This window comes from Scytonema sp. PRP1 (assembly GCF_036697665.2).
GTDB lineage: Bacteria > Cyanobacteriota > Cyanobacteriia > Cyanobacteriales > Nostocaceae > Kalymmatonema > Kalymmatonema gypsitolerans.
This window is the reverse complement of the sequence record NZ_JBAHYJ020000028.1, coordinates 22,077-35,826: the sequence shown is the minus strand read 5'-3', so window position 1 is coordinate 35,826 and position 13,750 is coordinate 22,077. Positions and strand designations below refer to the sequence as shown.

The 13,750-nt window shown below is 42.6% G+C and carries 9 protein-coding genes; 7 read left to right on the top strand and 2 right to left on the bottom strand.

Going from position 1 to position 13,750, the window contains the following annotated elements:
* Nucleotides 1-41: 41 nt before the first annotated feature.
* The 7 genes from V5G28_RS05010 to V5G28_RS04980 all read left to right on the top strand — a co-directional run bounded on the left by V5G28_RS05010 (nucleotide 42) and on the right by V5G28_RS04980 (nucleotide 7,895).
* Nucleotides 42-884, top strand: a complete 843-nt coding sequence (locus V5G28_RS05010) for a DUF2382 domain-containing protein (RefSeq protein WP_332990065.1) — start codon at nucleotides 42-44, stop codon at nucleotides 882-884.
* Nucleotides 885-1,173: 289 nt separating this feature from the next.
* Nucleotides 1,174-2,082, top strand: a complete 909-nt coding sequence (locus V5G28_RS05005) for a DUF2382 domain-containing protein (protein ID WP_332990062.1) — start codon at nucleotides 1,174-1,176, stop codon at nucleotides 2,080-2,082.
* 253 nt (nucleotides 2,083-2,335) lie between these two features.
* Nucleotides 2,336-3,229 (top strand): DUF2382 domain-containing protein, encoded by an 894-nt coding sequence (locus V5G28_RS05000; RefSeq protein WP_332990060.1) that lies wholly within the window; start codon nucleotides 2,336-2,338, stop codon nucleotides 3,227-3,229.
* 863 nt (nucleotides 3,230-4,092) lie between these two features.
* Entirely contained in the window at nucleotides 4,093-4,269 is a 177-nt protein-coding gene (locus tag V5G28_RS04995) for a hypothetical protein (RefSeq protein WP_332990058.1), read from the top strand.
* 12 nt (nucleotides 4,270-4,281) lie between these two features.
* On the top strand, nucleotides 4,282-5,340 hold the full coding sequence (locus V5G28_RS04990; RefSeq protein ID WP_096565417.1) for a permease: 1,059 nt from the start codon (nucleotides 4,282-4,284) through the stop codon (nucleotides 5,338-5,340).
* 92 nt (nucleotides 5,341-5,432) lie between these two features.
* A complete protein-coding gene (locus tag V5G28_RS04985) occupies nucleotides 5,433-6,206 on the top strand; it encodes a TIGR03943 family putative permease subunit (RefSeq protein ID WP_096565419.1) in 774 nt (257 codons plus the stop codon).
* A gap of 186 nt (nucleotides 6,207-6,392) precedes the next feature.
* Nucleotides 6,393-7,895 carry an Ig-like domain-containing protein gene (locus tag V5G28_RS04980; RefSeq protein WP_096565422.1) on the top strand — a complete coding sequence of 501 codons (1,503 nt, stop codon included), beginning with the start codon at nucleotides 6,393-6,395 and terminating at the stop codon, nucleotides 7,893-7,895.
* Between the two features lie 620 nt (nucleotides 7,896-8,515).
* Here V5G28_RS04980 and V5G28_RS04975 read toward each other — a convergent pair.
* A complete protein-coding gene (locus tag V5G28_RS04975; protein ID WP_332990053.1) occupies nucleotides 8,516-9,871 on the bottom strand; it encodes a KamA family radical SAM protein in 1,356 nt (451 codons plus the stop codon).
* 32 nt (nucleotides 9,872-9,903) lie between these two features.
* Nucleotides 9,904-13,476, bottom strand: coding sequence for an NB-ARC domain-containing protein (locus V5G28_RS04970; protein WP_332990051.1), 3,573 nt, complete (start codon nucleotides 13,474-13,476; stop codon nucleotides 9,904-9,906).
* Nucleotides 13,477-13,750 lie beyond the last annotated feature (274 nt).

Below are 13,750 nucleotides of genomic sequence, written 5' to 3'. Positions count from 1 at the left end.
TACTGTAAAGAATAGATGTTCTTAAATGTAAAGACAAGATTATGCCTCTCTACAAACTTGCAGACTTTGATCCAAACTATAGAGAAACTTTTGGTGGTGACGATATCAGAACTTTAGATTTATATACAGAAGGCAATGTAAAAATTGGCTCAGTTGCCGATGTGCTCGTTGATGCAGATGGTCGTTTTCGCTATCTGGTTATAGACACTCAATATGATTCTTCTGATAAAAGAATATTATTACCGATTGGTCTTTCCCGTATTGATTATAATCAGCACCGCGTTTTTGTTGATGGACTCAGCAAAGAGCAAGTGCAACGTTTGCCTGAGTATAGAGACAACATAACCGTTGATTACGATTATGAAGAGCAGGTACGCGGCGCGTATCGTCCAATATCAAGTGACGTTGCTTACAATCGCGATACGTACAATTATCAACAAGATGCATCCTTATACAATTTGAATGAGGAGAACCATCAAACTTTCAAACTGTATGAAGAACGTCTCGTAGCCAGCAAAAGCCGTGTCAAGACAGGGGAAGTAGCAGTTGGTAAGCACATTGAAACAGAAACAGCACGAGTTTCTGTACCAATTGAAAGAGAGCGAGTTGTTATTGAGCGAATTAACCCTACAGATGCAGGGAGAGCAGTCAATCCTAGCGAACTTCAGTTTCAAGAAGGGGAAATAGCACGCATAGAAATCTATGAAGAAACGCCTGAAATTCACAAAGAGGCGTTTGTGCGTGAGGAAGTCCGCGTCAGAAAAGTGGTTGATAGGGATACAGTTGAAGCAGAAGAAACAATTCGTCGGGAAGAGTTAGATATTAATACTCAAGGGGATTTGCCCATAAACCAAGTTGATACGGCTGCAAATGATCGTCTTTAAATTGCTTAGCCAAAAAAATCTCAATTAAAAATTGACTGTAAAATAATACAGGCAAAAGGGTAAACATACATCTTTTGCCTGTGTTTCTTTTTGATGTCAAAAATATCTGATATTGCTGGCACGACTAAGAAAAAGTGAAGAAAACATGAACTATACAAAAATCAAAAATAACTACCACTATTGAGCATTAATAATAGATTTTAAGTCATTCGTTAGGGAGATGGAGCATAGCCGGGAAAATCTTTAAAGTAGTTGGTAGGAGATACAAAGACTTTGAGGGGAAAATAGCATGGCTTTACACAAAATTGCAGATTTCGATCCAAACTACAAAGATAGTTTTCAAGGTACTGATGTCAAGGGGCTGGGCGTCTACACAGAAGTAAACGACGAAAAAATTGGTACAGTTAGTGATGTTTTGGTAGATGAAGAAGGTCGTTTCCGTTATCTAGTTGTTGACTTAGGTTTCTGGATTTTTGGTAAGAAAGTTCTTTTACCAGTTGGTCGTTCTCGCATCGACTATAACCTTGATCGTGTTTTTGCGCTTGGGTTGACCAGAGAACAAGCTGAAAATTTACCAGAGTTCAACGAGCGTGATACCGTTGATTACGACTACGAAGAGCGCGTACGCGGTGTCTATCGCACCCCCGGAAACCGACCTGTAGATACATCAGCTTCTCTGGAAGCATCAGCTCCTCTAGAAGCATCGGCTCCTTTAGCGGGTGCAGCTTATCCAGCAGCAACAACTTCCACTTACGACCGTAATACCTACAATTACGAGCACGAGCCGTCTCTGTTCCAATTGAACGAGCAGAATAATCAAACCCTGAAACTATACGAAGAACGGCTCATTGCCAATAAGAGACGCCAAAAAGCTGGAGAAGTAGCGATTGGCAAGCATATTGAAACTGAAACTGCGCGAGTTGCGGTTCCAGTAGAAAAAGAACGAGTCGTTGTTGAGCGAGTCACTCCAGCCGATGCTGGTAGAGCAGTTGCTCCTGGCGAAGCTAACTTCCGTGAAGGAGAAGTTGCTCGTGTGGAAATCTACGAAGAAACAGCTGACGTTCGCAAAGAAGCATTTGTGCGTGAAGAAGTCAGAGTCCGGAAAGTTGTAGACCACGACACCGTTGAGGCTCAAGAAACAATTCGCCGTGAAGAATTGGATGTGAATGCTCCTGGTCTTCCCATTGATGAACGCTAAATCAAACCTCGTAGTTGCCTGACCAGCCGCCCGCAGATAGACAAATTTGTGCGGCTGAAAGCAAAAATCTTCTCTAAAAGAACTCGAAGAGCCTTTTAGTTCAGTTTCATCAATGTAGAGACGCGCAATTGCCTCACCTAAGAGTAGAGCAAGGCTTACGCGTCTCTATTTCCCATTTATTTATAAATAAATGGATAAATAAATGGATAAATTATTTTAGAATTTTAGGGTAAGCAGTTACTAAGTGCTAACAATGACTTACAAAACATTTGCTATAAACAATGAAAAGGCAAGTAAAATCACAAGAATTAGCGCCTTGCTAGAAACTTTGAGGGCAAAAGTGAAAAATTATGCTGTCATTGATAGGCAAGCTCAGGTAGTAGGTGAGGTTCAAGATTTAATCATAGATGGCAATCGTCAGTTAAACTTTGTGGTATCTGACTCGGATAATCAGGTAAAGGATCAATTGTTTCTATTAAGTAGTAAGGTAGTTGAAAAAATTGATTCACAAATTAAACAAATTTTTATAAACGTGGATAAATCACAAATAGAACAAATAGAATATTTACCTGAATATATACAAAGAGAAAGCCAAGTCAGTGAAATGGAACAAAATTCAAACGCTCCAGAAGCAAATACACAAGACTCAGTACTCACGTCAGTAACAAATGCTACCGATGTCCACATAGATTCAGTAGAAGAAATTATTCGTTTGCTAGGAGAACGATTAGTCATTGACCGCACCAAGCGTAAAATTGGCGAGGTAATTGTTCGTAAAGAGATTGAAACTGAAATAGTACAAGTTCCCATCAGGCGCGAGAAACTGATAGTAGAACAAGTTAGCCCAGAACGCAAACAGCTTGCAGAAATAGATTTGGGACAAGAAGAAATTTCTGGTCTTAATTTGACTCAAGCCCAAACACCAGAAGGGGTGATTGAAGGAGAAAGACCTGCATTTGCTAATTTTGATGGCGGTTTAACCGTGAGTGGTGAATTTAGCTCCCCTAAAATAGCTAGCTTACTTTTAAATGCGATCGCCCTTGAGCGAAATCATGGATGCAAAGCGGTGCGAGTCACAATTCTGGTAGAAGATCAAGAACACCAGAAAACATACCAGGAGTGGTTTGCTCGCACAGCAAAAGAGTAACAGCAGCCGCGTAGTCAACACAATTGCTGTCCCTAAATTTAAATTTCGTCTAAAGACGCAAAGGTGCTGAGAAAGCTTTTGCGTCTTTGCGTTTTTGGATGATCTTATCAATGTTTGATGATATTCCGCCCCTGTGTATCAGCAGCAGATTTGTCTTCTCAAGATAATGGTGTTAAAAGGTATCTATCCTATGGATGATTTGCTAAAATTTAATGCCACGCTGCCTGGAAAACTGTAACACTTTTGCTTGGGACGCATACAGCACCAATTCCTGAGCCCGAAGTCAAAACGGCTCTTAGTCTAGCTTTTAGACAAGAACATTGTACTTCATGTACCAACAATGCGCTGTATGTCGTCCACAGAGCCTTCTGCTCCTAGCCTAGGGTTGATTTTTCAAGAAATTCAGCCTGACGACGAGAGCGTATTTGTTCCATTTTGGTCTTGCGGGTGGAAATTTTTTGTAGTAGGTATTTATCCATAGTCATATGGGATGTTGCCAAAAATAGTAATATCTCATAATAAGTAGTTACCAAGAGCGATCCCCAAATGTTTAAAAAGTGTGAACTCTTTATGAAAGTGCGTAAAACACAACATAATATCAAGCAGAATTTAGTGAGCTAACCGTAATTGTGCATCCTAAGTGCTGACACTCCGAGAATGGAACTATTTGTTAAATTTAAGAATCTAGTGCTTAAAGGCAGAAGGCAGCAGGAACTGTAGGGCAAAGCTCTTGCCTAAACGAAGGAAATAATGCTTGTGATATCTGTCTTTTGACTAGTTCTTAACTGCCCTTGTTATTTCCGGCACGTTGCACTAGGAATAAGATTCATCTTTTGTACATGGAGGCAAGTATATACAGCCAAATGAAACAGGTTATTGCTAATGGCTCATGCCCAACTAAAGATTGGCAACAGACATATGTCACAATTAGCATTAAAAAATCTTGTGACTTGAGTGCTGTTTCATTGTTCCTACCTGTAGGTCATACCGATTTTGAAAAAAATGATTTGGCACAACCGAAAAACTCAACAGCGCTTTGATCAGCGAGACACATGAATCAACTGAACAATGGTTTTACCCTTTTTCTCAGTCTGCTCGTCGAGGCGATACCTTTCTTGTTGCTTGGGGTTTTGTTCTCTAGTTTGCTACTGTTTTTTGTCGATGAGCGCAAACTGGTGGAAAAAATGCCTAGAAATCCTTTGCTGGGTGCATTAGCTGGTAGCCTAGTGGGCTTTTTATTTCCTGTTTGTGAATGCGGTAACGTACCAGTAGCACGGCGGTTGCTGATGCAAGGAGTACCGATACCAGTAGCAATTGGCTTTTTGCTAGCAGCACCGACAGTCAACCCGATTGTCATTTGGGTAACTTGGACGGCATTTCGCGATCAGCCAGAAATAGTGGTGTTACGAGTCGTATTTTCCCTATCGATTGCAGTCATTGTTGGCTTTGTCTTTAGTTTTCAAAAAGATTTAGCAACGATTGTAGAACCTGCGATCGCTCGTTATCTGAAATTCAACCCACCTGCAAACCCACAAGGCAAACGCCCCACTAGAAAACAATTAGTACAACAACAGCAAGCAACGGTACCTACCTTACTACAGTCTGGAACTTATTTGCTAGGAGGGCAAGCAGGTCAAACGATGCGGATAGATGCTAATGCCGTGCAAGCAAATATGGCAACCTCTCAAGCTAGTAAACCCCTAGCAGATAAACTGCAGTTGCTGGTGGATAATTGCGTGCAAGAATTGCGGGAATTAGGGGCTGTGTTAGTTATCGGAAGCGCGATCGCTGCTGCTATTCAAGTATCAGTCCCTCGTGAATTTATCATCAGTTTAGGGGCGGGTCCAATTACCTCAATCACTGCCATGATGATATTAGCTGCAGTGGTGTCAATTTGCTCTACCGTTGATTCATTTTTTGCCCTGTCTTTTGCCTCAACTTTTACCAGCGGTTCCTTGTTAGCTTTTCTGGTATTTGGACCAATGATTGATATCAAAGGCATTGGTTTATTGTTATCAATTTTGAAACCAAGGGCTGTCATCTACTTGTTTGTTTTAGCAGGACAGTTAACATTTTTATTCACCCTCTTCATTAACTTGCACGTTATTTAAAAAAGGAGTTATTTTTCATGATGGTTATTTCTTCCTTTGTCATTTGTCTGTTGCGTTCTGACTAATGACTCATAACTCATGACTAAACACCAATGACTTCAATACCAAAAACAAAATCTAAAATCCGTCATTATAACTTACAGTCTTGGGTTGATGTTTTAGCAATCGCAGCTTGGGGTATTTTAATCCTCAAGTACTGGCTAACTAACAAACTCAACTTGTTAATTCACCCCGATTACTTCTGGTTAGCAATTGCAGGTGCCCTTGGCTTGCTCATTGTTAGTGGCTTCAAGACACTGCAACTTTTGCGGCAGCGGCGTGAGGTGGCTCCAAGTCTGCAGCACCTGAGTTTCTTTCCACCAGGTTGGGGTAGTGCAATACTCTTAACAGCAGCAATCCTAGGATTAACAATTACACCCCAGGTTTTTGCCAGCCAAACAGCGCTTGCGCGAGGTGTGACAGATTTAGTGGGAGCAACACGCGCCCAACCTCAAGCATTCCGCCCTTCGACCCGTCCAGAAGAGCGAACACTCCTAGATTGGGTACGTACGCTCAACGTCTATCCAGAACCAGACTCATATACAGGACAAAAAGTCAAGGTACAGGGATTTGTTATCCACCCACCGGATTTAGGAAAAGAATATTTCTTCTTGGCACGATTTGTCATCACTTGCTGCGCTGCAGATGCCTATCCTGTGGGATTACCTGTAAAACTGAAAGAGACTCGCGATCAATATCCACCCGATACCTGGCTGGAAATTGAAGGACAAATGATGACGGAAAATTTGGCAAATAAACGCCAATTGACTATCGGTGCAACTTCCTTGAAAAAAATTCCCCAACCGAAAAATCCATATTCTTACTAGTCAGGAGTTGATAGTCGAAAGTCATCAAAATCGACTAATGACTAATAGACTTCTTGCAAAAGTCGAAAAAAAGAATAATTAACCACAGATGGACACAGATGGACACAGATGGAATCAAAGAGATGCAATATTGTCTAATGACTAATGTCTAATGTCTAATGACTAATGACTAATGACTAATGACTAATGACTACTAGTAAAACTTTTTTCCAACCACTAGATCGTATTGCTATCGGGCTGATGCTCATCCTCAGTCTGCTGATTGGGCTATTAATGTTACAGGGTGATGCAGTTAAGCCTAGCGTGCGTCATTTTAGCTGGCAGAACCAAGAAGTTGGAGCAGACGATATATCCTTCAGCCTCACCTTTAGTCGCCCAATGGACTCAAAAAGCGTAGAAGATAACATAAAAATCGATCCGCCCTTAGCAGGTAAAATGAGTTGGGCAGGGCGGCGGATGGTTTACACACTGATGACACCAGCCCCTTATGGAACAACGTACAAAGTACAGCTAGAAGCAGCCAAGGATAAATTTTCGGAACAAGAAGGAAAAAACAGACAAATACAACCGTTTACAGGAAGTTTTCGCACACGCGATCGCGTCATTCTTTACGTCGGAGCAGATCAACAAGACAAGGGGCGATTAGTTCTCTACAATCTCACCCAACAACAAAAAAAGGTACTCACGCCTAAAGACTTACTTGTGATGGATTTTAAGCCCTTTCCAAATGGGGATAAAATTTTATTTTCTGCTCGCAAACTCGGAAGCCAAGACTTACTTTCATCTCAGCTTTATACTGTCACAACCGGTATTTCTGCGGAATCTGAAAAAGAAGCAGAAGCACCAGGTAGAGTTGACCTAATTTTGGATAACAAGGAATATCAAAACCTGAAATTTGACTTATCGCCTGATGGACAAATTCTTGTTGTCCAACGAGGCAAAAAAGATGATCCAGGCGACTTTGGGCTGTGGTTTATGCCCGTAAACAGCAAAAATTCTCAAGACAAACCAACCCTCAAACGTCTCAAAAGTCAACCAGGGGGAGACTTTATCATCACGCCGGATAGTAAAGCTGTCGCAGTTGCCCAAGGTCAAGGTGCAGCAATATTAGCCCTGGAAGCAGAAACCAGCAAACCCCTAGATTTTTTACCACAGTTTGGCTTGGTGCAGGCTTTCTCTAAGGATGGTTCGCAAGCGGCAATGGTCAAGTTTAATTCAGATTACACCCGAGATTTGTTTCTGGTGACTAACCAAGGCGTGCAAAAACAACTGTTACGCACCAAAGGCTCAATTGTTAGCTGCCAGTTTGATACCGCCTCACCCACCCTTTACTGCTTGTTAACTCAGCTCTTATCAGGAGAACTGTATCAGGAACAGCCATATTTAGTGGCGATCGACCTCAAAAGCGGGCAACAAAAACCACTGCTGGTATTGCCCCCCGACCAACGGAATGTGGAGATGAGTTTAGCACCTGATGGTTTGGGGTTGTTATTTGACCAAGTTGTACCGCAGACAACCCCCACCGGCTCATCACAAGCAAATATGTTAACAACTGATGACGGACAGACAATAGCTACCAGTAGCCTGTGGTTAATGCCCCTGCTACCCATTTCCGACCCTGCTGCGGCAAACGAGATTAAGCCAGAACAGCTTCCCCTAGTTGGATTTCATCCCCGTTGGCTGCCGTAATCAAACCTCTCGTTTATGCTTTACAATACTTGTTCCCAGCCTTAGGCTGGGAACACATTCATTCTTGAGTGCAACTTCAAAAGAGTCTAGACAAAGGAGTAGGAGGGCTTAGACTGTTCTGACAGAAGAACCCAGAACGCTCAGATTCTTGGTCAGTTCTGCCAATTTCTGACTAGATTGTTTGGCTATTTTAGTGCAAAAGGTTGTAGAAAATAGCCTTGTAGCTGCTGTAACGGTTCTCTCAAGTGCTTTGCCAGAAATCAAAAGACTTGCCCCTATCATACTGATGATAAATAATGGAAGCTGCGATCGCAATGACTCAGGAGTTACGCATGCATTATGAAGAAACGTAGACGCGTAGCGGTGAGGCAGCGCTGCAGGAGGGTTTCCCTCCGTAGGCGACTGCGAACCCGAAGGGCGTGCCGAAGGCTACCGCACTCGTACGCAAAGGACACAAAGAAATAAGAGTTTCACAGGGTTTTTGCGTAAGTCCTATGACTGAGAGGTTAAAAGTTTGCCGCGCCTGACGTAAATGCTCCTGAAATACATCCAATATCATCTGTAAAGGTCAGAGTGGGGATGTCCGACGATGAAGGCTGATTTGAGTGAGAAAACATAGTCTACCGTCCTTTGTTAAGAATTTTTTCTAATTGCTTTTCATAAAAAAACTCCTGCTCTCCCAGTGCAGGAGTAAGTTCAGTTAACCAGCTTGCTTTATCGTCATATCGAGCAAAAAAGGGGCGTTTACACCAGTTAGGGTCGCGTCCTTGAAGGAAAGAAAGCACAAACACCTTCTCGCCAAAAATCTCAGCAACACCATCCACTAAGACTTTACCTGGTAGGGCTGACATAACTGGACCTCTAACAGTTCGAGCTAACCCAGAGACCTTTTGAATCGCTTGCTGAAAAATTTCCCAAGCCCGGATTATTGGAACTTCAAAGTATTCTTTTGCCCCGGTGTCTCGTTCCATAAACATATAGTAGGGAACGCAACCTAAGCGAACCTGTTCCCGCCACATCCGAATCCACACCTCTGTTGAGTCATTAATCCGGTGCATGAGCGGTGCTTGGGTGCGAATCTGCGCTCCTGTTGAGCGGATGCGTCTAATAGCTTCTTGAGCAATCTCGGTTTCCATTTCTTTCCAGTGGTCATAATGCCCCATAATGGCGAGATGCTTACCTGCAAGAGTCACCCTTTCAAACAGACGCAGGATATCATCAGCATCTTCATCAGTAACAAACCGATAAGGCCAGTAAGCTACTGATTTAGTTCCAATGCGAATGGTTTGGATATGTTCAAAACCAGAACTTAGAAGAGGTTCGATATATAGAGAAAGATGCCTTGCTTTCATCGTCAAAGGGTCTCCTCCGGTAATCAAAACATCCGTTACCTCTTTGTGTTCGCGGAGATAGTCTTGGAAAATTCCTGATTCACGGGTCGCAAATTTCATACCCTCCATTCCCACAAACTGGGGCCACCGGAAGCAGAATGTACAGTAGGCATGACAGGTTTGACCCGCTGTGGGAAAAATGAGGACTGTCTCAGGATATTTGTGTTGAATCCCTGGAACGCGATGCTCCTGCAGGGAGCCGCGCAAGGCGCGATCGCTTTTGAGAGTAGGAACGTTGTATTCAATCTGCCCTGCTGGATGAGGGTTCAGGTGAGAACGAATTGCGCTCACAACTTGGTGCAAGTCTTCTGGCTGGGAGTTATTTAGATGCCAAACCAATTTGTCCAGATGTTCGGGATTGAGCATTTCTCCCTGAGGAAAGGTGAGACGAAAGATTGGGTCATCAGGAATGTTCGCCCAATCAATAAGCTCCTCTACTACATAGTTGTTAGCACGGAAGGGAAGAACTTGGGCAACTGCTTTCATTGCCATGCGGTCTGCTGCTGAAAGTTGTTGCAGTTGGGGGAGCTGGTCTATGTCTTTAGCTCCGTAGAAACGGATTTTTCTAGATTGAATTTGTGGCATTTCCTGAAAAGGATAGTATGATATATGACATCTCAGTTTTCAATTGCACCCAATTCCTTCAGCGTCTCTTTTTGTGATTCAGTTAGACCAATAACACCCGTAATGTTCATTCCTTCATAAGGTCTTGTTGAGATTAGAGTTTTCAAGCATTCACCGGTTGTTACGTCCCATTGTTTAATTGCTCCATCTTGGGAAGCAGTGTATAGATTTTGACCATTTGAGCTAAAAATAACAGATCGTACCCCATTGTTATGCCCTTTGAGAGTTCTGAAGCGTTCACCTGTAGTCACATCCCAAATTTCAACGGTTTGGTCAAGACTGGCGCTGGCAAGTATATTATCTTGAGGACTGAAAGCAACTGCTCGCACCCAGGCTTGAGTGTTAAAAGTTTTCAGACACTGTCCGGTACTGACATCCCATAGCTTCACAGTTTTGTCATCACTGCCACTAGCCAAAGTTTGACCATCCGGGCTAAAAGCTATAGACCAAATCCGCATCTTGTGTCCTTCCAAAGTGCGGATACATTCACCTGTGTGGATCTTCCACAGGCGTATCGTTTTATCATCACTACCGCTTGCTAAAGTTTCACCATCCGGACTAAAGCGAACGGACTGCACCCAATTACTGTGTGCTTCTATAGTTTCAAAGCATTCACCAGTACGAACATTCCAGAACCTGATGCATTGATCAACACTACCACTAACTAAAGTTTGACCATCTGGACTGAAAGCAATCGACCGTACCCGCTCTGTATTTGGTAGAGTTTTGATGGGTTTTGCGGTACGTACATCCCAAAGGCAAATAGCTTGGTCATCACCACCACTCGCTAAAGTTTGACCATCTGGGCTAAAAGTAATAGACCATATCCGATTGGCTTGTCCTTCCAAAATTTGACTACATTGACCAGTTCCGATATCCCACAACCGTATCGTTTTATCATCAGTGCTGCTTGCGAGCAGCTTACCATTAGGACTAAGGGCAATATCATTGACCCAATTGCTGTATCCTTGCAGAACTTGGGTGCAATTACGGCTCTCAATATCCCAGAACCTTACGGTTTTGTCATAGCCACTGCTAGCAAGTGTTTTTCCATGGGGACTAAATGCCACAGACCGTACGGAATTGATGTGTCCCTCAAGAATATCTAGGCATTGACCAGTGTTTAAATCCCATAACCGTACAGTTTGGTCAACACTACCACTGGCGAGTAGCATAGGGGTCTCGCTTGTCCCTTGAGGACTGAAAGCAATGCACTGCACTAATTTGGTATGTCCCTCAAGGATTTTCAGGCACTCACCCGTGTTTACATCCCATAACTGGATAGTTTGGTCGGCACTACCGCTAGCAAGTATATTACCCTGTGGACTAAAAGCAACGCACTGCACTAAGTTGGTATGTCCCTCAAGGATTTTCAGGCATTCACCCGTGTTTACATCCCACAGCCTTACTGTTTTGTCGGCACTACCGCTAGCAAGTATATTACCTTGTGGATTGAAGGCAATGGATTGTATAAAGTAGTTATGTCCCCGGAAAATTTTCAGGCTGCGATCAGCTTCGCTGCGCCTTCGGCGATCGCCCTGTTTATCCCAGAGTCTGATCGTGGCATCACTACTGCCACTGGCAAAGATATTACCTTGAGGACTAAAGGCAACTGACCTCACCCAATTGGTATGTTCTGCAAAAGTCTTGAGGTGTTGTTGGCTCTCCACATCCCATAATTTCACAGTATGGTCATCGCTACTGCTGACGAGTGTTTTACCATCAGGGCTAAAAGCAACACATCTTACCCAATTAGCGTGTGCCTTCCAGCTAAAAAGTTGTTCTCCGTACGTAACTTGCCACAAGCTAATCCTGCCATCAGCATCACCCGTAGCTAAAAGTTCTCCCTGTGGTGGGTGAAATGCCACTGACAAAATACTATGCAATATTCCAGTAAAGACAGACTTGGATAAATCAGAGTTAGTAAAATTAACATTATGCAAGTCCACGCCTCTAAGGTATGCTTGCCAAATCTTTAAATTAGAAAAATCACATTCTTTTAAATCTATTCTTAGGTGAGAAACTAAATTAATAACATTTCCACCTGCATACCCTGATGTCAGAGGAGTTCTCTCTCGGAGTACTGAGATAATCTGGATGAGATGCTCTTTAATTCTAATTTGATTTCCAAAGGTATTAATGAGTTGCTCGGCAATGGGTTCAACGATAAAACGAATTTGGGTATTACGGATTTTTACTTCCGTTTGTGCTTTTATCAGTGCATGACTCTTAAAAATGACAATTTTCTCTATAGCAATTTCTGAGGTAATCTCTTCACAAATCTTCTGAATGAAGCGGTTAATTATATACTCCATCACCACAGGTTGTAGAGTAAATTTTGCTGAACCATTTTCGTTGTCAATCAGTGAACGCCGCCTCAGAGATTCTAACGCTTCTATGATTTCTAATTTTGATAATGTAGAAATAATATCTTCTTGTAATTCCGATAAAGAAGTAGGTTTGAAATTAATTGCTATCCAGTAGAGAATATCTTTTTCTAAAGCTGATAAGCGCTCATACTGTTGGTCTAAAATATCTCGAATATTACCTACAAATACTGCAGTACCTTGCTGGAGAAACTCACAAATGTTACCACCAAAGACCTCTTGAATCGTAGTGGCAACTATCCTTAATGCCAAGGGATTCCCTGCATAGTGATTAATTAAGTTTGACCAATCTTCGTCTGTTCCTGAAAAATCACCCTTACCCACAAAGATTTTCTTGGCTTCTTGTCGCTCCAAACCACTCAATTGCAATGCTTGGACTTTGAGCTTTTCTCCTTCCAACGGCAAAATCTCTTTCGGACTCTCCCGGCTGTTCAATAGTAAACAGCTTTGGTGAGGAACTTCGCCAATTTGTCTAAACAGTTCCCCATATCCTTCATATCCTTGGCGATAATGCCCAGCGCGATCGCCTTTGAGCAAGATGGACTCTGTATTATCCAGTACCAGCAGACAACGGTGTTTCCGCAACCGTGCTATTAATTGCGAAATTCCTACTTCTGCATTCTCCCAATCGGTTTTCGCTTCGTTATTGGGCAGGAACTTGAGCAGGTCTGCAACAATGTCGTTAATAGAAGGAGCATGACGCAGCGATCGCCAAATAACATACTCAAACTGATCCTGAATCTCCTGAACTAACTTTACACACAGAGTCGTTTTACCTATCCCCCCCATACCAAATATCCCTACCAACCGACAGCGCTGTTTGATAATCCATTCTTCTAGCGTGTCTAACTCTAACCTCCTTCCAAAGAAAACCGGGACATCAGGGGCTTCTCCAAAATCACGCCGCGATTGGGTACCTACTGCTGCTGATAACTGATATCTCTCCTGTAACAGATTTCTTAAGACCTCTAATTTCCCTGGAGTACCTCCGGCTATACCAAACTTTTGATACACTGAGCCAAGCCGCTTACGCACTGCTGGCGCACTAATTTTGAGAATCGTAGCTATCGCCTCTGCTGTCTGACCACCTAAAGCCAGGATTAAAGCACTTTGCTCTGCTTCAGTCACCTTCTGTTCGCTCGTCACTGCTCTCAAAAAACTTTCGGGAATATCAGTCATAAGGGTGAATCACTCAAGTAAGTGAGAGTTGATAATTATGTGAGGTAGATGTGAGGAGTTAGTTATTCTTAGTTATTTTATCTAGAACCTGAATCTTCCACAGTGTATTAGGTAACGATGCAAGTAGATACACCCTGAGATTTTAGGAACAACCCTTTATCTACAGGAACATTGTAAGCAGGCAACCCAAAAATCACTTTCTGAACTCATCGCTCAAGTCCACTAGACAAAAATATATACACCTTCAAGAATACTTCATATTATCAACTTGTCC